Consider the following 24,084-nt stretch of genomic DNA (forward strand, 5'->3'; position numbering starts at 1 on the left):
CAGCAGGTTTCAGCGTGACCAAACCAAAAGACCCCAGATCAGATGCCCTGCCCTCCACGGACCGGTCGCTGCCGATCGCGCTGATCCGCGCGCGGGAAAAGGTCATGGCACCGATCCGCGACATGCTGAGCGAGACCGGCATTACCGAACAGCAATGGCGGGTGTTGCGTGTCCTGTCCGAAGGCGGCACGCTCGATGCGACCGAAGTGGCGGACCGCGCCAGCCTGCTGCTGCCCAGCCTCACCCGGATCGTGCGCAGCCTGGGCGAGCGCGGCTATGTCACCCGCACACAGGACAAGGAGGACCGCCGCCGCCAGATGCTGGCAATCACCCCCGCCGGTCAAAAGGTGATTGACGACAACCATGCCGAAGCGCTGCGTATCGCCCAGCGTATTCGCGCAACCCTCGGCGAGAACAATTACGAAAATCTTCTGGATCTGCTAGGCGCGCTACACACGTTCAAGTAGAATTGCGCCAACTTTCTTGACAGCCAAAGGTTTCGCTCCCTACCCTCATTCAATATTTCGGGGGAAATTTCGTTCTAATTTATTCAACTTGATCATTCTGCCCGGCGCCTCCGCCGCCGCGCGAAAGGAGCATCATGCGTTCAATCAAATTCATCGCCACGACCGTTTTTCTTTTTCCAATTGCTGTCAACGCACAGGACGGTTTCTTCGCCGGTGTGAGGATATCCGACAATGTTCTCGGAGAGGCCGACCTGTTTGTCACCGACAACACCGTTCTGGACGGGGATCTGTGCGTCGGCAACGGCTGCACTCTGGAGGTAGCTTTTGGGTCAGATATCGCCGTAATGATCTCCGATACATCGAACAGCCTGATTTTTGACGATACATCCTCGACAACATTCCCGGACCGGGATTGGAAACTGCTGATCAATGATGTGCTGACAGTTTTGTCCGGCGGAATAGAACGGTTCGCTATCGAGGATGTCACCGCCGGGACCATTCCCTTTACGATCCTGGGCGGTGCGCCGGAGAATGCGCTGGTTGTGGCCAGCAGCGGCCAGGTTGCCCTGGGCACGGCCATTCCGCAAGCTGATCTGCACATCGCCAGCGCAGGCACAGCCGACCTGTTGCTAGCACCCACCGATCCGGGGGTGCGTTCCTTTCAGGTGGGAGTGGATGCAGATGGCCTGTTTACAAAGATTTCGACCGGCGCAATTCCGTTTGAGATACAGAATACCAGCCCCTTTGGCGCGCTGCAGATCCTCAACAGCGGGGTGCGGGTCAATGCGGGCAACTTCGATATGAATTTCCAGATCGGCACCGATGTTACTGACAATGCGATGTTCGTCGATGGCGCCACAGCCTTTGTCGGCTTTGGAACCGACACACCCGAGGAACTGCTGCACATCCGCTCGGACGCCATCAATTCCGACGCATTCGCCCTGTTCGATGCGAATGGCGCGGGCTCAGACGCTGCGTTTCGGCTGCGCCAGAACGGGGTGACCCCCACCACCTGGGAATTCCGCAACCAGCAGGATTCCGGTCGCCTGAACGTCGGCATCGCTGGGGGCAACACCCCGCTCAAGATCGACAATCTTGCCGACAACAACCTGCTGCGCCTGGGCCGCAACGGGAAACCGGACGAGGTGGTGGTGACCGGCACGCTGGTGGTGAACAACACGGCGCTGAATGTGCCGGATTATGTGTTCGACGATGATTATGCCTTGCGCCCGCTGGCCGAGGTACAGGCGTTCATCGACACCAACAAACACCTGCCGGATGTCCCCTCAGCCGCGGATATCGCGCTGAACGGGCTCAGCATGTCCGAAATGCAGATGACCCTGCTGAAAAAGGTCGAGGAACTGACGCTTTATTCGCTGGAGCAGGACGAGCGTATCGCCCGGCTGGAGGCGGTGATCGAGGGCATTGCAGTCGACCGTTAATTCTGCACTTAAGAAACGCTTGGGTGCTCGTTTCACTGCGCGGCGCTGAAGCGATACCAGACCATTTGATTGTCTAAACTTTTTGAGGAAACTATGAAAAACCTAAATTCTTTTGCTGCGACGATGATCTTTGCATCTGTCCTGGCTCCGATTTCGGCCATCGCACAATCCCCCGATACACATCCGTTCGGTGTGAATATCTCGCGCGGGCTGACAATGACCGGGAACTTCAGCCAAGGTTATATGAACGGGATTTTTCAGACAAACACGTTCAACGCCCGGCGGACGCAAATGCGCAGTATGACCTGCATCGGGTTTAACTGCGCCAACCCCGGTGGAGACGCGACGGACCTTTATACGCTCAGTCTGGAAAGCACGCGGCCCGATTTACTGTTCGTGGATCGCGAAGAGGGGCAATCGCCGTTCTTTTCCGAGCATGACTGGCGCATCGTGATCAATAACGATGATTCCGAACCGATACAGGTGAACCGCTTTGCCATTCAGGACGAGGAAACCGGGCTGATCCCCTTTACGCTGATGGGCAACGCGCCGGTCAACAGCTTGTTTGTCGATGCGAATGGCGACATCGGGCTGGGAACCAGCATCCCCCAAGCCGATCTGCACATTATCGAAAGCGATTTTGTGAGGATACAATTGGGTGTGACCGGAAGTACGCCCAAAAGTTGGGAGATGACGGGGAGTGGCCAACTTTTCGCGATCAGCTACGATTCCGCAGCTTTGCCGTTCATCCTGTTCGACGGCGCTCCGACCGCAAGTTTCACCGTCGATCCAGCAGGGCAGGTCGGGCTGGGCATATTGTCGCCCGAGGAAAAGCTGCATATCCAGACCAACACGCCCAACACCGATGCCTTTGCGCTGTTCGATGCGAATGGCGCGGGATCAGACGCTGCGTTTCGGCTGCGCCAGAACGGCGTGACCCCCACCACATGGGAGTTCCGCAACCAGCAAGACTCGGGCCGCCTGAACGTCGGACTCGCGGGCGGCAACACGCCGCTGAAAATCGACAATGCCGCCAACAACAACCTGCTGCGCCTGGGCCGCAACGGGAAACCGGACGAGGTGGTGGTGACCGGCACATTGGTGGTCAACAACACCGATATGAACGTGCCGGATTATGTCTTTGCGCCGGGATATGAACTGCCCACCCTGGCCGAGATTGACGCCTTTATCGCCGACAACGGCCACCTGCCGGGCGTTCCTTCCGCCACGGAGGTGGCCGAAACCGGGCTCGACATGACGCAGATGCAGCTGGCCCAGCTTGAAAAGATCGAGGAGCTGACCCTGCATGTCATCGACCTGGGCAAGGCAAACGCCGAACAGCGCGACCGCATCGCGCAGCTGGAAGGCATGGTCGCGGCATTGCTCGCCGACCACTGAACCCGGCCCGCCCTGCCAGTCGCGCCGGACAAGGGCAGATTTGACAGGACACCGGGCTTCACAATACTTTGTCGGCATCCGTCACCGGGGACGGCGGATATTTAATTGCAACGTTTCAGACGTCTTATTTTGGGGTCCCCGATTATTGCCGGGAGCATTATCTTGAAAACCTTCAAATCCTCCATGTTTTTTTCCGCTGTACTGAGCCTGCTGGGACCCGTGGCTGCCAATGCCGAAGTGCTGTCGACCACCAATCCAACGATCAGGAGTTTCCTTTGCGTCGGACCCGGCTGTGCTGACAATGAAACTGCTTCCGGGGACGAGTTGCGGCTGAAGGGCAACAATGTGCACATGCATTTCGACGACGATTCAACCATCGCCGGTCTGCCAAACAACGACTGGAAAATCTCGATCAACGATACCTACGACGGTGGCGAAGATTATTTCTCCATCGTGGATGCGACCAACGGCAAGGTCCCTTTCCGCGTCGATGCCGACGCCCCCACCAACGCGCTCCGGGTGACATCCAGCGGCAACCTGGGGCTGGGGACGGCCATACCGTTGCAGGACATCCATATCATTGACACCGCCGAACCCGCGATCCGGTTCGAAAAAACCGGTGGATCCGCCTACAGTTGGGATGTTCGTGCGAACCAATTTGGTTTCTACCTCTTTGACCTGGAGACCTTCCGAATTCCTTTCGAGGTGCGCGCCAACGCGCCTGACGGTGCGCTCTATGTCGAATCCGACGGTTCCGTCGGGATCGGCACCCGCGACCCGGACGAGCGTCTCCACGTCCGGAGCAACGCACCGAACAGCGACGCTTTTGCCTTGTTCGAGGCGGCGGGCAGCGGTTCTGACGCGGCCTTCCGCCTCAAGCAGAACGGGGTGACTCCCACCACCTGGGAATTCCGCAACCAGCAGGACTCGGGCCGCCTGAACGTCGGGCTGGCGGGGGGCAACACGCCCTTCAAGATCGACAATGCCGCCAACAACAACCTGCTGCGGCTGGGCCGCAACGGCCGCCCGGACGAGGTGGTCGTGACCGGCACGCTGGTGGTGAACAACACCGATATGAACGTGCCCGATTATGTCTTTGCCGAAGGATACGCCCTGCGCCCACTGGCCGAGGTGCAGGCGTTCATTGACGAAAATGCTCACCTGCCCGAAGTGCCGTCAGAAGCGGACATCAAGGCAAATGGTGTGGACTTGACCGCGATGCAGATGACCCTGCTGAAAAAGGTCGAGGAACTGACGCTTTATACGTTGGCGCTGGAAGAGGCCCGTGCAGAGCAGGCCCAGGAAATAGCGGAGCTGCGCCGCTTGGTCACGGCAAACCCCGACTGACAGCGACCACATCCACATTCTGGTGCGTCACATGGGCGGCAAGTTCTGAGCGAACTTGCCGCCCATATGCCTTTCCTTTGCCCAGTTTACGTCAAACCATTGGGTAATGTTGCCGCTGGACCATGACCAAAGGTGGAGCAATCAGATGAACGGCCCCGGCGCATTGCGCAGTGTCTTCACACCTTCACCTCTCAGGTCAGTAACCAGTAAAAAGGACGCATAATGCCCTTCTCGACATACCTGCGCGCCACCGCGATCGCGGCGGCCTTCCTGCCCGCCCTTGCCCAGGCTGAAGTGCTCAGCGAAGACAATCCGACCATCCGCAGTTTCCTCTGCGTCGGCTTCAATTGTGCAGATCAGGATATTGCAGGGATTGACGATTTCCGGGTCAAGGACAACACGATCCGCATCCACTTTGACGACGTGTCCAGCAGCAGCAGCCCCGACAACGACTGGCGCATCATGATCAACGACAGCGCCAGCGGCTCCGACGAATACTTTGCCATCCAGGACGCCACGCGCGGGCCGCAGATCTTTCGCCTGTCCGCAGGTGCCCCGGAAAACGCGCTGTTCATGGCGCCCACCGGGCGCATCGGCCTGAAAACCTCGATGCCGCTGCGCGAACTGCATATGGTAGACGCCAGCACCGTGACCCTGCGCATGGATCAGCGTGGCGGCAGCGCGCCCGTGCAGGTCTGGGACATCAACGCCAACCACAACGCGTTTTATGTCACCGACAGCACCAACAGCACGACCCCCTACCGGATCGAACCGGGCGCACCCAACGACAGTTTCAACATCGAAAGCAACGGCTTCATCGGCCTGGGCACCAACGCCCCGGAGGAACTGCTGCACATCCGCACAACCGCCGACAACACCGATGCTTTTGCCCTGTTCGACGCCGCCGGCAGCGGTTCGGACTCCGCCTTCCGCCTGCGCCAGAACGGGACAACCCCCACCACCTGGGAATTCCGCAACCAGCAGGACTCGGGCCGCCTCAACGTCGGGATCGCGGGCGGGAACACACCGTTCAAGATCGACAATGCCGCCACCAACAACCTGTTGCGGCTGGGCCGGAACGGCAAACCGGACGAGGTGGTCATCACCGGCACGCTGGTGGTCAACAACACGGCCATGAACGTGCCGGACTATGTGTTCGAGCCGGGCTACAAGCTGAAGACCCTGGCCGAAGTCGATCAGTTCATTGCTGAAAACGGCCACCTGCCCGGCGTCCCCTCCGCTGGTGACGTCGCCGCCGAAGGCCTCGACATGACACGGATGCAGCTGGCCCAGCTCGAAAAGATCGAGGAGCTGACCCTGCACACCATTTCGCAGGACAAACAACTCTCCGCGCAACAGGATGAGATCACACAACTTCGCGCAATGGTTGAGGCACTGCTCGAAGCCCGGTGAAACAGTATATTTGACAGGTGGTAAAGGCGGGCGCTAGCCTTTGCCACCAGCCACAGGGACCGGCTGGAAATTTGATCTATTCATCAATTTCGCTGGCCGTTTTCGGCTGGAAGGAGAAACCTTATGCAACCGAATTACCCGAATTTCTCATACACAGTTATTTTCCTGGCGCTCTGTGCCTCACCTCTCACGGCTCAGGTGACCACCCATCCCGACGATACCGTCATCGAAGGCGACCTCAAGGTGCAAGTCCCGTCGGGGGGCAACCCCAATGAGGGCAGTCTGTACGTCGAGGCCGACAGCGTCATCGACGGCAGCCTCTGCCTCGGCAACACCTGTTCGGAAGGAGAGACCTTTCCCAATGATGTGACGCTGCGGCTGAAATACACTCAGCACGCCATCGAATTTGTCGACACTTCCTCTGGCAGCAGCCCGAACAGGGACTGGACGCTGCGCATCAACGATCCTCAATCGGTGGCAAGTGGCGGCATCGACAAGTTCGCGGTCGAGGATGACACCGCCGGCACCACGCCCTTCACCATCGCTGGCGGTGCGCCGAGCAATGCGTTCTGGCTCGCCACGAGCGGCAGGCTGGGACTGGGGACAATGCTGCCCGCGTCTGAATTGCACATCGTTGGCCCCAGTTTCCCCTCGATCCGGTTGCAGCAATCCACAGCGACAGGAAATCCGGCGTCGACCTGGCGGATGCAGGGCAATCATAACGAATTTACCATCATTCAGTCTGCGGCGACCTTCGGCATCGCAGCGAACGCCCCCTACGGCTCTTTTCGCATCAGCAACAACGGCAACATTGGCCTGGGCACCGTTGCCCCTCAGGAAAAGCTCCATATCGTGTCCGCCACAAACGGCGTCGACGCCTTCGCGCTTTTCGAAGCGACCGGCGCAGATGCCGATTCCGCTTTCCGGCTCAAGCAGAACGGAGTTACCCCATCGACCTGGGAATTCCGCAACCAGCAGGATTCAGGCCGCCTGAATATCGGGCTTGCCGGGGGTAACACCCCGCTGAAGATCGACAATGCCGCCAACAACAACCTGCTGCGCCTGGGCCGCAACGGCCTGCCGGGAGAGGTCAACATCACCGGCACGCTGGTGGTGAACAACACGGCCATGAACGTGCCGGATTATGTCTTTGCCGACGACTACGCGCTGCGACCCTTGGCCGAGGTCCAGGCCTTCATCGACGCGAACAGCCACCTGCCAGAGGTCCCCTCCGAGGCTGATATCAGGGCAAACGGCGTCGACATGACCCAGATGCAGATGGTGCAGCTCAAGAAGATTGAAGAACTGACATTGTACACGCTGGAACAGGCCACTCAGATCAACAGCCAATCCGCCATCATCGCCGATCTGACGGCGCGGCTGGCGCAGGTCGAGGGAAAGTTGGCTGATTAGGCTCTGGCGCGTCTGCCCTGATGATGATCGGGCAGACCATGCCCTCAGCTTTGGATCAGGTGTGGCTAAAACCCAGCACAAGGTGAAAATTCCTGTGACGCGAGGCAATTTCGGCAAAACTGTGTTCGCCGTCACGCTCAACCCGGTTATGTTAACTCTGAAATTAAAAACATCAAAGAGCGACAGGAAACTGTGCTATAATTGCGCTCCCGCAGCGCCAGGAGAGAAAAATGAAAAAAGCTTTTTACCGCACCAGCACCATTGTCGCCGCAGGCGCTTTGATGACCATGGCAGGTGCCGCCAGCGCCCAGCAGGTTTTTGCAACAGATGTCATCGTACAGGGCAGCCTGTGTGTCGGCATGGATTGTTCAAGCAGTGAAAACTTCGGTTTCGACACCCTGCGGCTCAAGGAAAACAATTTGCGCGTTCATTTCGACGACACCAGCGCCTCGGCTTCCTTTCCCAGCAACGACTGGCGCATTCTCATAAACGATACCGGCAATGGCGGTGGAAACTACTTTGCCATTGATGACGCGACAAGCGGCAGAAGCGTTTTCAGAATCGAAGCGGGCGCAATTTCCAATGCGATGTATATTGATGGCGATGGCGACGTGGGCCTCGGCACCAGCAACCCGGTTGTCGAACTGCATGCCGTAGACGGCAACACGCCAACCCTGCGGCTGGAGCAGGACGGCAGTTCCGGTTTTACGGCGCAGACCTGGGACCTTGCGGGCAACGAGACAAACTTCTTTATCCGGGACGTGACCAACGCCAGCAAACTGCCGTTCCGGATCAGGCCCAATTCGCCGGAAGACTCAATCTACATCAAAGAAGGCCAAGGCGACATTGGCATGGGCACGGATTCCCCGCAAGCAAGCCTTCATGTGCGCCGGACAAGCACCACAAATGCGGCGCTTTTGGTTGAGGCGGCTACCGCCGATGCGACCCTCGAACTCAAGCAAGCCGGCACAGTCGCTTCAACCTGGGAGTTCCGCAATCAGCAGGATTCGGGGCGTTTGAACATTGGTGTTGTGGGTGGCAACACGCCGATCAAGATCGACAATACCGCCAACAACAACCTGATGCGGATCGGCCGCAATGGCCTGCCCGACGAGGTGAACATCACCGGGCGTCTGGTGATCAACAACACTCAGGTCAACGTGCCCGACTACGTGTTCGCCGATGATTATGTCCTGCGCCCATTGGCCGACGTGCGTGCGTTCATCGACACCAACAGCCACCTGCCCGAAGTCCCCTCGGAGGCCCATATCAAGGCCAATGGCGTCGATCTGACAGAAATGCAGATGGTGCTGCTGAAAAAGGTCGAGGAACTGACGCTCTATACGCTGGAGCAAGAGGACGTGATCAGCACACAGCAGGCCAAACTGGCCGACGTCGACGCCCTGCGCGCGGAACTGGCCGAGATCAAGGCGCTCCTTTCAGAAAACCGTTAAACAACACCGGCCAGCCCCCTAGAGCGCCTGACCTACTGCGTCCAGCCTTTAACCTGATACACTCCGTATCGCCGATGTCCCGAGAGCGCGAAGCGCGGCAGGGTATCGGCGATTCAAGTTTAAGGCGGGGCGCTTTAAAACTTGAGGCACGCATACCCTGCCACGCCTACGGCGCTCTCGGGACATGCGTGCCACATTGTGATTCAGGTTAAAGGTCGAACGCATTAACGGGGCTGGTCTGTGCCTGTTTCCTCAATTTCCAGATCAGCCTCCGGCACGTTCAGGGTCGACCAGGTATCGTCCTGGCTGGGGCTTGGCGGCATGTCGCAGGCGCGCTTGTGAATGTTCACCTTGGCGATGAAATTCGCGGAAATCGGCGCAGTCACAAATAGGAACGCGATGATCAGCAGCTCATGCAGCGACCCGTCTGCAAAGACGTAAGAGTGGATCATCGACGCCAGCAGCAACGCCCCGATCCCGACCGTACCGACCTTTGTCGGCGCATGCAGCCGGGTCATGGAATCGTTGAGTTTCAGCAGGCCCACCGCCGCCACCAGCGCGAAAAACGCACCCACGACAAGGCAGAGGGCCACGGCATATGTTCCGATAACGGCAAGGGTCATTCGATGATGTCCCCCCGCAGCACGAACCGCGCATAGGCCACGGTCGACACAAAGCCGAGCATGGCAATGATCAGCGACGCCTCGAAATAGATGCCGGTGCCCTGCGCGACCCCCAGCAGCACGATCAACCCGATGGCATTGACCACCATGGTGTCAAGCGCCAGGATCCGGTCGCCGGTTGACGGCCCGATCACCAGCCGGACCATCGCCCCCAACTGGCTGAGCGCGACGCAGACAAAGGCTGCGACCAGGCTCCATTGCATCACCTCATTTGCAAGGGTCATGCGAAAATCTCCTTCAATCGGCGTTCGTAGCGGTGCTTGATTTCGTCGCGCACGGCGTCGGGGTCGGGCGCGTCAAGCGCGTGTACCAACAGGCTGTGCCCCTCATCCGAAAGGTCCGCCGAAACGGTGCCGGGGGTCAGGGTAATGGTGCCCGCCAGGATCGTGATCGCCTCTGGTTCGCGCAGGTCCAGCGGGACGACAACCCAGGCAGGCCGCATTGCGGCATTGGATTTGGTCAGCACGATCCAGGCCACCTGCACATTGGCCACCAGAATATCCCACATCACCAGCAGGCAGTAGGTCAACATTCGTAACACCCTGATCTTGCCGGGCCGGTCCGGCCACCACTGCGCGGTGCCAATGGGGATCACGATCCCCAGGATCAAACCGAACACGACCATGCCCGCCGAGATGTTGTTTTGCAGCAGGGTCCAGACAACGGCCAGCAGCAGCGTCAGGAACGGGTGTGGCAGCAGCCATCGCAAGGCACCCATCATCTCAATGTCCCTCCTCTTTGGTCTCGCCATGGCCCGTATCCTCGGTGCCGTGTCCATCATCCGCGTGGTTGTCCTCATACCCTTCCGGCTTTGGCCGCGTCAGCTTGCCCTTTGTGTCAAGCACGGTCGACAGATAGCGTGAGGGCGCGAACAATTGTGCCGAGGTCGCTTCGGTGAAACGGTAGACCGGCCCGGCCAGAACCGTGTGCAGCACCAAAAGCGCCAACAGCCCGCTGACCGCCGCATAAGACAGGAAGGACGGCACGGCAGAGCCGTCGTCCCCTGCCCTGGCCTCGCGGTTTTCCGCGCTCTTGAAATCTTCAGCGTCGTCCACTTCACTGGGCACCACGACACTGCGTGCCTTCCAGAACAGCGTGCTGCCCGCGCGGGAGAACCCGACCACCGAGATCAGGCTGGAACCAAGCACAACCGCCCAGATCCAGACCACCCAGCCACTGGCAAACCCGGCATCCAGTATCAGCAGCTTGCCCACGAAGCCCGACAAGGGCGGCAGCCCCGCCATGGCAATCGCCGCGACAAAGAACATCGCCGCCGTCAGCGGCCCACCGGCCACCGGGGGCTGTGCTGTCAGGTTCAGGTCGGAACGGCCCGCCCGTGTCAGATCGGTGATCAGGAACAATGCCCCCGCCGCCAGGGTGGAATGCACGATATAATACAGCGCCGCTGCAATGCCGGTTGGTGTGAACAGTGCGATGGACACCATGACCATTCCCATCGACCCGATCACGGAAAAGGCCACCAGCCGGTCCAACTGCCGCGCCGCCAGCACGCCCACCATGCCAACAGTCAGCGACACCAGCGCCAGCGGCATCAGCCACAGCCCGTGCAGCCCCTCAGTCACTGCCACATCAGGTCCGAAGATCAGCGTATAGACCCGGATGATCGCATAGGCCCCCACTTTGGTCATGATCGCGAACAGAGCCGCCACCGGGGCCGGGGCCTCGGCATAGCTGGAGGGCAGCCAGAAATGCAGCGGCACCAGCGCCGCCTTGATTGCAAAGACCAGCAGCAGCATCACGGAGGCGATGCGGATGCCCACCGTATCGGCGGCGTCGATCATTGCGACCCTCTGCGCCAGGTCGGCCATGTTCAGCGTCCCGGTCTGGGCATAAAGCGCACCCAGCGCAAACAGGAACAGCGTGGAGCCAAGCAGGTTGTAAAGCACATATTGCACCCCCGCCCGCAACCGCACATGCCCGCCCGCGTGGATCATCAACCCGTATGAGGCGATCAGCAGCACCTCGAAGAACACAAAGAGGTTGAACAGGTCGCCGGTCAGGAATGCACCCATGATCCCCATCAGCTGGAACTGGAACAGCGCGTGGAAATGCCGCCCCCGGTTGTCCCACTCCGATCCAATGGCGTAAAGCAATACGAACAGCGCCAGAACGGCCGTCAACAGCACCATCATCGTGCTCAACCGGTCCCCCACCAGCACAATGCCAAAAGGCGCGGCCCAGTCACTGAGCTGATACAGCGTGACCGTCCCGTCCGATGCCTGCCAGGTCAGACCGGCGGCGATGGTAATCAGGGCCAATACACCGGCGACTGAAAACACCCGCTGAATGCCGATGTGATACCGCGCGGCCAGAACGATGAACGGGGCCAGCATGGCGGGCAGGACGATGGGGGCAATGATCCAGTGGTTCATGCTGCACCCTCCGACCCGTCTTTGGCCGGGGCCGGATCGTCCACATGATCGTCATCCGCACCCAGGTAGGCCCCCAGCGCGATCATCACGACCACTGCCGTCATACCAAAGGAGATCACGATGGCAGTCAGCACCAAGGCCTGCGGCAGTGGGTCTGTATAGCGCTCCGCATCCATCAGGATCGGCGGGGCACCGATGGTCAGCCGCCCCGAAGCGAACAGGAACACGTTGACCGCATAGGTCAGCAGCGACATCCCCATGATCACCGGAAAGGTTCTCAGCCGCAGGACCAGATACAGTCCTCCGGCGGTCATGACGCCAATGGCGGAAGCAACAAGAAACTCCATGTTACAGCCCCCCTTCCAGCTTGGGATTGACGGGATCGGCCGGATCGCGCGACGGGTCGATGTCCATCGCATGTTCCGTATCCGGCACATGGGCGCGCCGCGCCAACCGCGAGAAGCTCTCAAGCGACAGCATCACCGCCCCCACCACGGCAAGAAAGACGCCCAGGTCGAACAGCGCCGCCGTGGCCAGCTCGACCTCGTGGAACGGCGGGATGCGCACATAGGTATGGTCCGAGGTCAGGAAGGGCTTGCCCACAAACCACGACCCGATGCCAGTCAGCCCGGCCACCAGCACGCCCGCCCCGATGATCCCGTGATAGGGATAGCGCTGGCGCGCGGTGGCCCAACTGAAACCGCTGGCCATATATTGCATCACGACACCGACGGAGACGATCAGCCCGGCGATAAAGCCGCCGCCTGGTTCGTTGTGTCCGCGCAGGAAGATGTAGAAGCCCACCATCAGCACCACCGGCATGATCACCCGCGTCAGCACCACCATCATCATCGGATGCATGTCGCCCGCGCGCGGCTGGTCCGGTTTGCGGTTCAGCAGACGCGCCCGCACCGGACCGTCCAGCAATGTCTCCGTCAGGGCATAGATCAGCAGCGCCGCAATCCCCAGCACGATGATCTCGCCAAAGGTATCAAACCCCCGGAAGTCCACCAGGATCACGTTCACCACATTGGTGCCGCCCCCGCCCTTGTAGGAATTGGCCAGATGGAATTCCGAAATCGACGGGGCCACGGTATCGCGCAGCAGGAAATGCCAGGACATCAGTGCCGCCGTGACACCGCCCCCCAGGGCCACCACCACATCGCGCATCCGGCGCAGCACGGTGCTTTCGATGGGGGTTCGGTTGGGCAGGAAGTTGAGCGCCAGCAGCAACAGGATGATCGTCACCACCTCGACGGTGAGCTGGGTCATCGCCAGGTCCGGCGCGCTGAAGACCACAAAACCGACCGAGACCATCAGCCCGACGATGGCGATCAGGATCAGCGACAACAGGCGGTTGCGGTGCAGGAACACCAGCCCCAGCGTCGCCGCCACCAGCATCGCCCAGCCGGCGATCTCGATTGCTCCGGCGGCCTGCATGGTTCGTGTGGCAGGCCCCACCATCCCGGTGCGCCAGCCATGATAACCCAGCGCCACCACCGTCACGACCATGATCGCGGCATAGCGGGTGAAAGCACCGTTGTGCAGGCCATGGATCACCCAGCGCGCCACGGCCACAGCCGCGGCGATAACAGCTTCGAAGATCACCTTGGCTTCGGGACGCGGCGCTGCGTCCCAGACCCGCAGCAGCGGGCGGAAGAACATCAGAACCAGCAACCCGCCGCCCACAGCCGCAATCGACATGTAAAGCGCGGGCGTCAGCCCGTGCCAGATCTTGAGGTGCGCATGCGGCATCTCCGCCGCGCCGCCCAGCACCGCCGCCGTGACCATGCGCACCAGCGGCTCGGCCAGGAACGGAAGGCAACCGATCAGCACCACCAGCACCACCAGCAACGCAGGCGGGCCCCACATGCCAAAGGGCGGATCGTGCGGATGCGCGGGGTAATCATCGCGCTTTGGCCCCAGAAAGGTATGCGAGATCAGGCGGAAGCAATAGGCGGCAGAAAACAGCGAGCCCACCACGGCCAGCGCGGGCACCAGCCAGGCAGTGTTGAACAGAACGGTATGCGTGGCCTCTTCCAACATCATTTCCTTGCTGAGGAACCCGTTCAGATAGGGGATACCGGCCATCGACAGCGCGGCCAGCGTGGCCATCACAAAGGTGATCGGCATCAGGTGGCGCAATCCGCCCAGCCTGCGGATGTCACGCGTATGCGCCTCGTGGTCGATGATCCCGGCAGACATGAAGAGCGCCGCCTTGAAGGTCGCATGGTTGAGAATGTGAAACACCGCCGCCATCGCGCCAAAGGCGGTGCCGGTGCCAAGCAGCATGGTGATCAGTCCAAGGTGGCTGACCGTCGAAAAGGCCAGCAGTGCCTTGAGGTCATGTTTGAACAGCGCAATCACCGCGCCCAGCACCATGGTGATCAGACCCGCCGTGGTCACGATCATGAACCATTCCGGCGTGCCCGACAGCACTGGCCACATGCGGGCCATCAGGAAGATCCCCGCCTTCACCATTGTGGCCGAATGCAGATAGGCGCTGACCGGCGTCGGGGCCGCCATGGCGTGCGGCAGCCAGAAATGGAACGGGAACTGCGCAGACTTGGTGAAACAACCCAGCAGGATCAGGATCAACGCGGGCAGGTACAGTGGGCTGGCCTGAATCATCTCGCGATTTTGCAGAATGACGCTCAGGTCATAGCTGCCCACGATCTGACCCAGAATCAGCATCCCCCCGATCATCGCCAGCCCGCCCATGCCGGTCACGGTCAGCGCCATCCGTGCGCCTGCGCGGCCCTCGGGCAGGTGTTTCCAATAGCCGATCAACAGGAAGGACGACAGCGAGGTCAGCTCCCAGAACACCAGCAAAAGCAGGATGTTGTCGGACATCACAATGCCCACCATCGCGCCCTGGAACAGCAGCAGATAGGTGAAAAACTCGCCCATGTTGTCGTCACGCGACAGGTAGAACCGCCCGTAGGTGATGATCAACAGCCCGATCCCCAGGATCAGCGCGGCAAAGAAGAAGCCCAAACCATCCAGCATCAGGTTGAAATTCATGCCCAGCATGGGCAGCCAGTCGACCCCCGCCGTGACCACGTCACCCGCCAGCACGGCGGGCAGATTGGTCAATAGGCCGACCAGCGCGGCGAGGGTTACGGTGAATGTCACGCCGGCACAGGCAGAGCGCCCCGCCGAGTTCATCAATCCGGGCAACAAAGCACCCAGAAAGGGCAAGGCAACGATTAGAAAGAGGGACACGCGAACTCCTGATCTGTCAGCCTGTGCAGTCCTGCATTGTTGAGGGAATTTTTCCGGTTTCTCAAGGCGAACCCGGAAATTTTATTGCAAACGCGTGACAACCATCGCAGCGGTTGCCCACCTTTACCACCAAAGCCCGGAATCAAGCCAAAGGCGATGGCCCGGCTGGTCCTCCATTTCGGCGGTGAACACCGGGCTTCTCTTTTCTCTTTCGCTGCAATCCGTGCGAAGGGCCGCTTTACCGATTTTTCCGATTTTGGGTCAGTTGATGACGCGAAAGTCAAAGTCATCCGATGTCAGACACTCCCGGACAAACAGATGTGACGCAAGGGAAGTTCGCATTTGCGAAACGAAGTTCCGTCCTGCGGGATTGGCAGCGCCGCATTTACTGTCTAGCCTCCGGCAGGAGAGTCGCGCCACCTTGTGGAGGAGGCGGCGCGGCAAATGCTCTGGGGGAGGACCGACCATGCGACACCACAGACCAGCCGCGCAGCACCGGCGCGCATGCACATGACCGCCATGACACCGGAAGAGGCCGTGCGCCATGTCGTCGCCACCGAACCCACCTTCGCGGTGGAAGAGGTCGAGATTCGCGGTATTACCTACAAGGCTTTCAAAAACATCCCGCCGACCGTCCCGGCCCTGATGGCCGCCAGCCGTGCCAAGCAGGGCGACGGCGCGCTCGAATATCTTGCCTACGAGGGTGAAAGCCTGACCTTCGACCAGTTTTGCACCCATGCGCATCGCGTCGCCCATGCGCTGCGCGACGATCTTGGCGTCCGGCAGGGCGACCGCGTCGCCATTGCCATGCGCAACTATCCCGAACTGCTGACCGCCATCATGGCAATCTCCTCGCTGGGGGCGACAGTTGTGTTCCTGAACGCCTGGTGGACCACCGAAGAGCTGGACTATGCCCTGCGCGACAGCGGCGCGCGGATCGTCTTTGCCGATCAGCAAAGGCTGGAGCGGCTGACACCGATCAAACAGGCGCTTGGTCTGAAAACAATCGGCTGCCGCGACGGCGACAGGTTGGGCGATCACGGGTATGCCGCGCTGTACGACGCCGCCGCCAGCGACGCGCCCCCTGAGGTCGAGATCGACACCGATGACGATTTTGCGGTGATGTATTCTTCGGGCACCACCGGGCATCCCAAAGGGGTGGTCCAGACCCATCGTGGCGCGGTAAACGCGGTGTTCAGTTGGCTGATGCAATCGGTTGTCGCCCCGCTGGTCACGCCGCCGGAACCCGACGCGCCGGAACCGCCGCGTCCCTCCGTTCTGGTAGTCACACCGCTGTTCCACGTCACCGCGACGCATCCTGTTTTCCTGCTGTCGATGCCCGCCGGGGCCAAGGTCACGCTGATGTACCGCTGGGACCCGGAAGAAGCCGTGCGCCTGATCCGCGACGGCAATGTCACCCGCTTTCTCGGCGTGCCGACCCAATCCGCCGAACTGTCCGAGGCCGCCCGCAGGATGGGCGAAACCCTGCCCTCTCTCGACTACATCGGCGCGGGCGGCGCCAAACGCCCCGCCGCACAGGTCGCCGCCATCGCCGAGACCTTTCCCAACGCTGGCGTTGCCACCGGCTGGGGCATGACCGAAACTCAGGCACTGGGGATCGGCATGATCGGCGACGACTACAAAGCCCGGCCCGACTGCGCGGGCAAGCTGCACCCGCCGGTGCAAGAGCTGCGCTTTGTCGATGATGCGGGCAAGGACGTGCCGCCGGGGACGCTGGGTGAAATCACCGTCAAGAGCCCGGCCAACATGCGCTGTTATCTCAACATGCCGGACGCAACCGCCCAGACCATGCAAAACGGCTGGCTGCGCACCGGCGATCTGGGCATGATCGACGCCGACGGCTATGTCACCATCCTCGACCGCAAGAAGAACATCATCATTCGTGGCGGCGAAAACATCGCCTGTCTCGACGTCGAAGGCGCGCTGCATCGCCTGCCGGAGGTGGTTGAGGCCTGCGCGTTTTCCGTACCAGATGAACGACTGGGCGAAATCGTGGGTGCCGTCGTTCAACTGCGCCCCGGCGCGACCCTTGATCGTGACAGCATGGCAGCCGCGCTTGAGGGGCATCTGGCCAAGTTCAAGATCCCCGCATTGCTGTGGTGTCAGGACACCCCCCTGACCCGTGGTGCCACCGACAAGATTGACCGCCGCGCCCTGCGCACGGCCTGTTTGCAACAAATGGAAGAGACTGCATGACCCATCCGACAGAAGAAGAGATTGGCCAATACATCGCAGCGGCCGGCAAGGCCGCATGGGAGGTTCCCGGCCTGCCCGACGGCATCGCGCACCGCCCGGTCAAAACCGTGGGCATCATCGGTGCCGGCACCATGGGCGGCGGCATCGCGATGAACTTTGCCACCGCGGGCTATTCGGTGAAGATCGTGGAAACCACGCAGGAGGCGCTGGACCGTGGCCTGAAGGTCGTGCGCGGCAACTATCAGCGCAGCGCCGACAAGGGACGCTTTCCCCAGGACGAGGTCGAGGCCCGGATGGACCGCTTTGACGGCCGCCTGTCGATTGCCGATCTTGCCGACTGCGACCTGGTGATCGAAGCGGTGTTCGAGGACATGGAACTCAAACGCAAGATCTTCACCGAGCTGGACCGCGTGATGAAACCGGGTGCCATTCTGGCCACCAATACCTCGGCGCTCGACATCAACGAAATCGCGGGCATGACGAAACGGCCCCAGGACGTGATCGGGTTGCATTTCTTTTCGCCCGCCAACGTGATGAAACTGCTCGAAATCGTGCGCGCGCACCATACCGCCGATGATGTGGTCGCCACCTGCATGGCTTTGGCCCGCGACATCAACAAGATTGCCACGCTGGTCGGCGTCTGCCCCGGCTTTGTCGGTAACCGCATCCTGTTCGCACGCCAGAAACAGGCCAACAAACTGGTCTATCAGGGCATCATGCCATGGGATGTTGATGCGGCACTGAACCAGTTTGGTTTCAAGATGGGACCGTTCCAGATGTCCGACCTCGCGGGTCTCGACATCGGTTGGTCCAAGGGGGCCAAGACGGAAAACCCGATCCGCGACATGCTATGCGAAATGGACCGGCGCGGGCAAAAGACGAATGCGGGTTTCTATGACTATGACGAGAACCGCAGACCGGTCCCGTCAAAGGTGACTGCCGGGATCATCAAGAACGTCACCGGTGCCGAAGAAACCACGATGGCCACCGATCAGATCATCGAAATCTGCATCTACCCGATGATCAACGAAGCGGTGAAAATCCTTGAAGAGAACAAGGCCCAGCGCCCAAGCGACATCGACGTGGTCTGGCTGAACGGCTACGGCTGGCCTGCCGACAAGGGGGGGCCGATGTTCTATGGCGACATGGTCGGCGCGCAGGCGGTGCTGGACCGGATGGAACAACTGGGCGCGGACGATCCCGCCTTCGCCCCCGCCGACACCCTGCGCAAACTGGCGGCGACAGGCGGCAAATTCACGCAGATCGACACCGGAGGGCTGAAAACATGAGCTACCAATACATCAAGACAGAGACCAAGGGGCATATCCTGGTCGTCACCATGAACCGCCCCGATGTCTACAACGCGGTGAACGAGGACATGCACCACGAAATGAGCGATTGCTGGGACGCCTTCGCTGCCAATCAGGATCTCTGGGTTGCCGTGCTGACCGGCGCGGGGGACAAGGCGTTCTCCGCCGGGAACGACCTCAAGGCGACGCAGCAGGGCGGCATTAAGAAGGGCCTGCCCAAGACCGGTTTCGCAGGGCTGTCCTCCCGCTTTGATCTGGAAAAGCCGCTGATCGCCGCAGTGAATGGCTTTGCCATGGGCGGAGGCTTCGAAACCGCGCTGTCCTGCGACATCATCCTCGCCTCCGAGAACGCAAAGTTCGCCCTGCCAGAGGTCAAGGTCGGCTTCTTCGCTTCCGCCTCCGGGGTGCAGCGCCTGTCGCGCTATATCGGACGGCTGGCGGCACAGGAACTGATGCTGACAGGCCGCACCATCGGCGCGCAGGAGGCTTTGGGCATGGGCTGCGTGAACGAAGTGCTGCCCGCAGCCGACCTGATGGACCGCGCCATGGCCAAGGCCGAAGAACTGTGCAGCGTTTCGCCCTCCTCCGTGAAGGCAACGAAGCGTATCCTGAATTCGATGGCGGTGGCCGATGGCCTGCCCGAAAGCCTGGCCTACTCTCGCGAGGTTCAGATGGATCTGGCCCAGACCGAGGATTTCAAGGAAGGCGTGAACGCCTTTGTCGAGAAACGCAAACCCAACTGGGTCAACAAATAACGGCCCGCGCAGGGGTCTGAGACACAGGTTTCCTCAGGAACCCGAAAAACACAAACGGAACAATGCCCAAGGAGGCACAATAGATGAGCGATATGAACCCACCGGAATTGAACAACCTTGAGATGTCAGAGGGCAACAAGCCCCTGCTGAACGCGGTGATCAAACACATCCGCGAAAACGTGGACCCGATCAGCGAAGAATATCACCGGCTGGGCGACGCGCAGAAGGACCGCTGGTCCTATCACCCGCGCCAGTTGGAACTGCTCGAAGGGGCCAAGCAGAAGGCGCGCGACGCGGGCCTGTGGAACTTCTTTCTGCCCAACGCGGAAACCGGCGAGGGCCTGTCGAACCTCGACTACGCCTATATCGCGGCGGAACTGGGCAAGAACCCCCTCGCCTCGCAGACCCTGAACTGTTCGGCCCCCGATACCGGCAATATGGAAGTGCTGGAACGGGTCGGCACGAAAGAGCAGAAGGAAAAGTGGCTCAAGCCCCTGCTGGCCGGTGAAATCCGTTCGGCGTTCGCGATGACAGAACCCGATCGCGCGTCTTCCGACGCCAAGAACATCGCCATGTCCGCCGTGCTGGAAAACGGCGAATGGGTGATGAACGGCGAGAAATACTATATCTCCGGCGCGGGCGATCCGCGCTGCAAGATCATGATCGTGATGGTCAAGACATCGCCCGATGCGGAACCCTTCCGCCAGCAGTCGCAAATTCTGGTGCCCATCGACACCCCGGGAGTCGAAATCGTGGGGCCGATGCATGTATTCGGCCACGACGACGCACCGCATGGCCATATGCACATCAAGTTCACCGATGTCCGCGTCCCCGAAAGCAACATGCTCTGGGGCGAAGGCCGCGGTTTCGAGATCAGCCAGGTCCGCCTTGGGCCGGGCCGTATCCACCACTGCATGCGTTCCATCGGACAGGCGGAAAAAGCGCTGGACCTGATGATCGAACGCGGCCTGTCGCGCGTCGCCTTCGGCAAGAAGATCATCGACCTGGGCAAGAACATGGAAACCATCAGCCGCGCCAAGATCGAGATTGAATCGATGCGTCTGCTGGTGCTCAAGGCGGCCAAGGCGATGGACGTTCTGGGCAACAAGGAGGCCCGCATCTGGGTGTCCATGATCAAGGCCAAGGTGCCCGAGCAGGTCTGCGACATCATAGATCAGGCGATGCAAGTGCATGGCGCCACCGGTATCTCCCAGTGGTCGCCGCTGTCGGGCATGTACGCGCAGCAACGCACCCTGCGCTATGCCGACGGCCCCGACGAGGTGCACCACCACGTCATCGCGCGCCACGAGGTCAATACCTACAAGGAAAGCAACGCGCGCCAGGACGCCGCCAAGCAGCACACCGAAAACCGGGGCAGCGCGGGGTTCATGGGATGAGCAAACTTTTCGACCTGACCGGAAAAGTGGCGCTGCTCACCGGCGCATCCAAGGGCATGGGGCTGGCGATGGCCACGGCCCTGGCCGAGCACGGCGCAACCGTGGTGATCTCTGCCCGCAAGCAGGACCAGCTTGACGCGGCAGCCGAGGGCATCACCGCCCTTGGCAAGGGTCGCGCCCACGGCATCAGCTGCAACGTGGGCCATAAGGACCAGTTGCAGGCGCTGGTCGATCAGACCCACGAAAAGGCGGGCAAGATCGACGTGGTGATCGGCAACGCGGGTGTGAACCCCTATTATGGCAAGACATCGGAAATTCCCGACGACGCCTATGACAAGACCATGAACGCCAACGTCAAATCCAACCTCTGGCTGGCCCAGATGGTGGCCCCCGACATGATCGAGAAAGGGGCGGGGTCGATGGCCTTCACCTCTTCCATCGGGGCGTTCAAACCCTCGGTCATGCTGGGCACCTACGGCATGTCCAAGCTGGCGCTGATCGGTCTGTGCCGCAATCTGGCGGCGGAGTTCGGGCCCAAGGGCCTGCGCTTCAACGCGATCTGTCCGGGTCTGGTAAAGACCGAGTTCGCCCGCGAGCTGTGGGACAATCCCGAGGTCGAGAAACGCATCAAGGAGGAAATCCCCCTGCGCCGCCTGGGCGAGCCGGAGGATTTCGCGGGCCTCGCCGTCTTCCTCGCCTCCGATGCCAGCCGCTACATGACGGGTCAGGCGCTGACCGTCTGCGGCGGCTCCAACATGTGGACGTGACGTCATGGAACTGAAGGACAAGATCATCGTTGTGACCGGCGCCGCCAGCGGGATCGGACGCGCCATGTGCATCCGCTACGCCGAAGAGGGCGCAAAACACATCGCCTGCGTGGACCGCGACCTGAAAGGCGCGGAAGAGACCGCCGCCATGGTGGGCGGCACCGCCCATATGGTGGATGTGTCGGTCAAGGATCAGATCACCGCCATGATCGACAAGGTCGAGGCCGAGGTTGGCCCCATTGACCTGTTCTGCTCAAACGCGGGCATCTCCGTGGCGGGCGGGGTCGAGGTCGAGGACGACGCCTGGCAACGGATCTGGGAAATCAATGTGATGTCCCATGTCTGGGCCGCACGCCATCTGGTGCCCCTGATGGCTGCACGGGGGGGCGGCTACCTGCTGAACACCTCCTCCGCCGCCGGGCTGCTCAATCAGGTCGGTTCGGCCCCTTACGGTGTCACCAAACATGCCGCCGTGGGACTGGCCGAATGGCTGGCGCTGACCTATGGCGATCAGGGGATCAAGGTCAGCGTGCTCTGCCCGCAGGCCGTGCGCACGGAAATGACACGCGGGCATGAGGACCATGTGGCGGCCATCGACGGCATGATGGAACCCGCCCCGGTGGCCGAGGCCTGTGTGCAGACAATCCGGGACGAAACCTTTCTTGTGCTGCCGCACCCGGAAGTGCTGGGCTACATGCGCAAGAAAACTGAAAACTATGACCGCTGGATCGGGGGAATGCGTAAACTGAACCGGCGCTTCGGCGGGTTCGAGGAGTAAGCGAATGATCGGATATGCAACCATCGGCGTGGCAGACATGGCCCGCGCCAAGACGTTCTACGGCAACCTTTTCGAGGACAAGGCCAAGGTGGTGATGGACCAGGGGCGCATCGCCTTTCTGTCGTCGGGGCGCGGCCAGCCGATGTTGGCCATGTGCGAGCCCTACGACGGCGGCCCGCCTGCCCCGGGCAACGGCACGATGATCGCCTTCACCTGCGAAGACAAGGCCGAGGTGGACGCGATGCACGCCCGCGCACTGGCGCTGGACGCGCCGGACGAGGGCGCACCAGGCCAGCGCATCCCCGACCGGTTCTATGGCGCTTACGTGCGGGACCCGGACGGCAACAAGCTGTGCTTCTTCGTGTTTGGATAAATTCTTTCGTCCTGCCGGCTAGTCACCCGAATCTGAAGTTCGTTACGTTGATTATTTAGCCCCCGGATCGCTTGCGATCCGGTTCGCGCCCGACCCCGCCCCCCAGGGCGGGCGCGAATTACTCTGACGTTTAAAAGTGTTGTAATCTTTTGCCATACCCGGAGCACTAGCCAAGCATCACCGCGCCCACCCTCGGGGCCGGGCGCGAACCTCCGTCGCGCATGCGTCTCAATGTTGCGAATTTCGATTCCGGCTGACTAAGGTCGGGACCCATTAATCCTGCACCGTCAGCCATGGAGGACGACGAGGAAAATCCTCTTTCAGCGCGGAACCAATGGCCCAGCTATTGCGCTTTGTGCCGCACAATTCTGACGTTACCCGCGCCCTTTCAACGGCCGCATCAACCCTTCCTGCGTCACCGAAGCAGCCAACTGGCCGTTCTGGTTGTAGATCAGCCCCCGGTTGAACCCGCGTCCCCCCCCCGTCCAGGGGGCATCCAGATCGTAGAGATGCCAGTCGGAAAAATCTATCGGCGCGTGGAACCACATCGCGTGGTCCAGGCTGGCGGTCATCACCTTGCCCTGGAACCAGGTCAGCCCGTGGGGCCGCAGCGACGAGCCGAGCAGGTTCATGTCCGAGGCATAGGCCAACAGGCAATGCTGCATCTGCGGCCCCTGCCCCTTGGCCGCCTCCATCCGGAACCACAGTTGGTTTCGGTCATCCACAGGACCAGGCGCAAACAGGTCGCGCGGCTCGATCTCGCGGATCTCGATGGGGCGCTCGCGCAGGAAATCTTCGCGGTACTTCTCCGGGATACGCGCCACATTGGCTTCGCGCAGGGCGGGCCGGTCCGGCCAGTTTTCGGGTGGTTGCGCGTCGGGCATGGGGTGCTGATATTCCCACCCCTCCTCCGCAATATGGAACGATGCCGACAGGTTGAAGATCTGCTTGCCATGCTGGATCGCAACCACCCGCCGGGTGGTGAAACTGCCCCCGTCACGGGCGCGGTCGACCTGGTAGATCACCGGAATGGCCGGATCGCCCGGCCGGATGAAATAGGCATGCAGGGAATGGCACAGCCGGTCCTCTACCGTGCGGTAGGCCGCCATCAGCGCCTGGGCAATCACATGCCCGCCAAAGATGCGCGTCGTTGTCTCGCCGCCCGATCCGACCCCCCGGAACAGGTCCACTTCAAGCTGTTCGATGTCCAGCAGGTCGAGCAATTCTTCAGCGACGGCAGTCATGTGACGGC

Annotated in this window: 21 protein-coding genes; 14 read left to right on the forward strand and 7 right to left on the reverse strand. The window is 61.0% G+C overall.

What is annotated here, in order from left to right; all coding sequences use genetic code 11:
* The first annotated feature begins 14 nt into the window (after positions 1 to 14).
* From hpaR to A8B82_RS06145, 7 genes are all read left to right on the forward strand, one after another.
* The gene (gene hpaR / locus A8B82_RS06115) at positions 15 to 467 is read left to right on the forward strand and encodes a homoprotocatechuate degradation operon regulator HpaR (protein ID WP_067289650.1); all 453 of its coding nucleotides are present in this window, start codon (positions 15 to 17) and stop codon (positions 465 to 467) included.
* A gap of 134 nt (positions 468 to 601) precedes the next feature.
* Positions 602 to 1,909 carry a hypothetical protein gene (locus tag A8B82_RS06120; protein ID WP_067289652.1) on the forward strand — a complete coding sequence of 436 codons (1,308 nt, stop codon included), beginning with the start codon at positions 602 to 604 and terminating at the stop codon, positions 1,907 to 1,909.
* Positions 1,910 to 2,200: 291 nt separating this feature from the next.
* Positions 2,201 to 3,307 carry a hypothetical protein gene (locus tag A8B82_RS06125; protein WP_138069686.1) on the forward strand — a complete coding sequence of 369 codons (1,107 nt, stop codon included), beginning with the start codon at positions 2,201 to 2,203 and terminating at the stop codon, positions 3,305 to 3,307.
* 162 nt (positions 3,308 to 3,469) lie between these two features.
* A complete protein-coding gene (locus tag A8B82_RS06130; protein WP_067289657.1) occupies positions 3,470 to 4,654 on the forward strand; it encodes a hypothetical protein in 1,185 nt (394 codons plus the stop codon).
* A 222-nt stretch (positions 4,655 to 4,876) separates the two neighbouring features.
* Complete coding sequence (locus A8B82_RS06135) at positions 4,877 to 6,067, forward strand: hypothetical protein (protein ID WP_067289659.1); 1,191 nt, start codon at positions 4,877 to 4,879, stop codon at positions 6,065 to 6,067.
* 123 nt (positions 6,068 to 6,190) lie between these two features.
* The gene (locus tag A8B82_RS06140; protein ID WP_067289661.1) at positions 6,191 to 7,480 is read left to right on the forward strand and encodes a hypothetical protein; all 1,290 of its coding nucleotides are present in this window, start codon (positions 6,191 to 6,193) and stop codon (positions 7,478 to 7,480) included.
* Positions 7,481 to 7,710: 230 nt separating this feature from the next.
* The gene (locus A8B82_RS06145; RefSeq protein ID WP_067289663.1) at positions 7,711 to 8,934 is read left to right on the forward strand and encodes a hypothetical protein; all 1,224 of its coding nucleotides are present in this window, start codon (positions 7,711 to 7,713) and stop codon (positions 8,932 to 8,934) included.
* Positions 8,935 to 9,158: 224 nt separating this feature from the next.
* Here the strand turns inward: A8B82_RS06145 and A8B82_RS06150 are convergent, their stop codons facing one another.
* From A8B82_RS06150 to A8B82_RS06175, 6 genes are read right to left on the reverse strand one after another with little or no spacing between them, the layout of a single operon-like run.
* On the reverse strand, positions 9,159 to 9,557 hold the full coding sequence (locus A8B82_RS06150; protein ID WP_067289665.1) for a Na+/H+ antiporter subunit G: 399 nt from the start codon (positions 9,555 to 9,557) through the stop codon (positions 9,159 to 9,161).
* Complete coding sequence (locus A8B82_RS06155; protein WP_067289667.1) at positions 9,554 to 9,841, reverse strand: K+/H+ antiporter subunit F; 288 nt, start codon at positions 9,839 to 9,841, stop codon at positions 9,554 to 9,556. The genes A8B82_RS06150 and A8B82_RS06155 overlap by 4 nt, the downstream gene beginning before the upstream one ends.
* Entirely contained in the window at positions 9,838 to 10,338 is a 501-nt protein-coding gene (locus A8B82_RS06160; RefSeq protein ID WP_067289669.1) for a Na+/H+ antiporter subunit E, read from the reverse strand. Before A8B82_RS06160 ends, A8B82_RS06155 begins: the two co-directional genes overlap by 4 nt.
* A 1-nt stretch (position 10,339) precedes the next feature.
* Entirely contained in the window at positions 10,340 to 12,010 is a 1,671-nt protein-coding gene (locus A8B82_RS06165; RefSeq protein WP_082899165.1) for a monovalent cation/H+ antiporter subunit D, read from the reverse strand.
* Positions 12,007 to 12,357, reverse strand: coding sequence for a Na+/H+ antiporter subunit C (locus tag A8B82_RS06170; protein WP_067289670.1), 351 nt, complete (start codon positions 12,355 to 12,357; stop codon positions 12,007 to 12,009). Before A8B82_RS06170 ends, A8B82_RS06165 begins: the two co-directional genes overlap by 4 nt.
* A gap of 1 nt (position 12,358) precedes the next feature.
* Positions 12,359 to 15,235, reverse strand: coding sequence for a monovalent cation/H+ antiporter subunit A (locus tag A8B82_RS06175; RefSeq protein WP_067289673.1), 2,877 nt, complete (start codon positions 15,233 to 15,235; stop codon positions 12,359 to 12,361).
* Between the two features lie 444 nt (positions 15,236 to 15,679).
* On the opposite strand from A8B82_RS06175, the gene A8B82_RS06180 reads away from it, so the two are divergent.
* From A8B82_RS06180 to A8B82_RS06210, 7 genes are all read left to right on the forward strand, one after another.
* Positions 15,680 to 17,452: a class I adenylate-forming enzyme family protein gene (locus tag A8B82_RS06180; protein ID WP_235604627.1), complete on the forward strand. Its 1,773-nt coding sequence runs from the start codon at positions 15,680 to 15,682 to the stop codon at positions 17,450 to 17,452.
* Positions 17,449 to 18,741: a 3-hydroxyacyl-CoA dehydrogenase gene (locus A8B82_RS06185; RefSeq protein ID WP_067289675.1), complete on the forward strand. Its 1,293-nt coding sequence runs from the start codon at positions 17,449 to 17,451 to the stop codon at positions 18,739 to 18,741. The genes A8B82_RS06180 and A8B82_RS06185 overlap by 4 nt, the downstream gene beginning before the upstream one ends.
* The gene (locus A8B82_RS06190) at positions 18,738 to 19,517 is read left to right on the forward strand and encodes an enoyl-CoA hydratase-related protein (RefSeq protein WP_067289676.1); all 780 of its coding nucleotides are present in this window, start codon (positions 18,738 to 18,740) and stop codon (positions 19,515 to 19,517) included. The genes A8B82_RS06185 and A8B82_RS06190 overlap by 4 nt, the downstream gene beginning before the upstream one ends.
* Before the next feature lie 83 nt (positions 19,518 to 19,600).
* Entirely contained in the window at positions 19,601 to 20,914 is a 1,314-nt protein-coding gene (locus tag A8B82_RS06195) for an acyl-CoA dehydrogenase family protein (protein WP_235604628.1), read from the forward strand.
* Positions 20,911 to 21,681: an SDR family NAD(P)-dependent oxidoreductase gene (locus A8B82_RS06200; protein WP_067289678.1), complete on the forward strand. Its 771-nt coding sequence runs from the start codon at positions 20,911 to 20,913 to the stop codon at positions 21,679 to 21,681. The genes A8B82_RS06195 and A8B82_RS06200 overlap by 4 nt, the downstream gene beginning before the upstream one ends.
* A gap of 4 nt (positions 21,682 to 21,685) precedes the next feature.
* The gene (locus tag A8B82_RS06205; RefSeq protein WP_067289679.1) at positions 21,686 to 22,459 is read left to right on the forward strand and encodes an SDR family oxidoreductase; all 774 of its coding nucleotides are present in this window, start codon (positions 21,686 to 21,688) and stop codon (positions 22,457 to 22,459) included.
* A gap of 4 nt (positions 22,460 to 22,463) precedes the next feature.
* Positions 22,464 to 22,832, forward strand: coding sequence for a VOC family protein (locus A8B82_RS06210; RefSeq protein WP_067289682.1), 369 nt, complete (start codon positions 22,464 to 22,466; stop codon positions 22,830 to 22,832).
* A gap of 374 nt (positions 22,833 to 23,206) precedes the next feature.
* On the opposite strand, the gene A8B82_RS06215 is transcribed toward A8B82_RS06210, so the two are convergent.
* Positions 23,207 to 24,076, reverse strand: a complete 870-nt coding sequence (locus A8B82_RS06215) for an acyl-CoA thioesterase (RefSeq protein ID WP_067289684.1) — start codon at positions 24,074 to 24,076, stop codon at positions 23,207 to 23,209.
* Between the last annotated feature and the right edge of the window lie 8 nt (positions 24,077 to 24,084).

This window comes from Sulfitobacter sp. EhC04 (assembly GCF_001650875.1).
Classification (GTDB): Bacteria; Pseudomonadota; Alphaproteobacteria; order Rhodobacterales; family Rhodobacteraceae; genus Sulfitobacter.

Excerpts from the sequence above, each read along its gene's own strand:
- A8B82_RS06195 (WP_235604628.1), top strand. The coding sequence starts at position 19,601 with ATGAGCGATATGAACCCACCGGAATTGAACAACCTTGAGATGTCAGAG.
- A8B82_RS06165 (WP_082899165.1), bottom strand. The coding sequence starts at position 12,010 with ATGAACCACTGGATCATTGCCCCCATCGTCCTGCCCGCCATGCTGGCC.
- A8B82_RS06180 (WP_235604627.1), top strand. The coding sequence starts at position 15,680 with ATGCTCTGGGGGAGGACCGACCATGCGACACCACAGACCAGCCGCGCA.
- A8B82_RS06125 (WP_138069686.1), top strand. The coding sequence starts at position 2,201 with ATGCGCAGTATGACCTGCATCGGGTTTAACTGCGCCAACCCCGGTGGA.
- A8B82_RS06215 (WP_067289684.1), bottom strand. The coding sequence starts at position 24,076 with ATGACTGCCGTCGCTGAAGAATTGCTCGACCTGCTGGACATCGAACAG.
- A8B82_RS06155 (WP_067289667.1), bottom strand. The coding sequence starts at position 9,841 with ATGACCCTTGCAAATGAGGTGATGCAATGGAGCCTGGTCGCAGCCTTT.
- A8B82_RS06200 (WP_067289678.1), top strand. The coding sequence starts at position 20,911 with ATGAGCAAACTTTTCGACCTGACCGGAAAAGTGGCGCTGCTCACCGGC.
- A8B82_RS06150 (WP_067289665.1), bottom strand. The coding sequence starts at position 9,557 with ATGACCCTTGCCGTTATCGGAACATATGCCGTGGCCCTCTGCCTTGTC.
- A8B82_RS06160 (WP_067289669.1), bottom strand. The coding sequence starts at position 10,338 with ATGATGGGTGCCTTGCGATGGCTGCTGCCACACCCGTTCCTGACGCTG.
- A8B82_RS06135 (WP_067289659.1), top strand. The coding sequence starts at position 4,877 with ATGCCCTTCTCGACATACCTGCGCGCCACCGCGATCGCGGCGGCCTTC.
- A8B82_RS06210 (WP_067289682.1), top strand. The coding sequence starts at position 22,464 with ATGATCGGATATGCAACCATCGGCGTGGCAGACATGGCCCGCGCCAAG.
- A8B82_RS06205 (WP_067289679.1), top strand. The coding sequence starts at position 21,686 with ATGGAACTGAAGGACAAGATCATCGTTGTGACCGGCGCCGCCAGCGGG.
- A8B82_RS06120 (WP_067289652.1), top strand. The coding sequence starts at position 602 with ATGCGTTCAATCAAATTCATCGCCACGACCGTTTTTCTTTTTCCAATT.
- A8B82_RS06145 (WP_067289663.1), top strand. The coding sequence starts at position 7,711 with ATGAAAAAAGCTTTTTACCGCACCAGCACCATTGTCGCCGCAGGCGCT.
- A8B82_RS06170 (WP_067289670.1), bottom strand. The coding sequence starts at position 12,357 with ATGGAGTTTCTTGTTGCTTCCGCCATTGGCGTCATGACCGCCGGAGGA.
- A8B82_RS06190 (WP_067289676.1), top strand. The coding sequence starts at position 18,738 with ATGAGCTACCAATACATCAAGACAGAGACCAAGGGGCATATCCTGGTC.
- A8B82_RS06185 (WP_067289675.1), top strand. The coding sequence starts at position 17,449 with ATGACCCATCCGACAGAAGAAGAGATTGGCCAATACATCGCAGCGGCC.
- A8B82_RS06140 (WP_067289661.1), top strand. The coding sequence starts at position 6,191 with ATGCAACCGAATTACCCGAATTTCTCATACACAGTTATTTTCCTGGCG.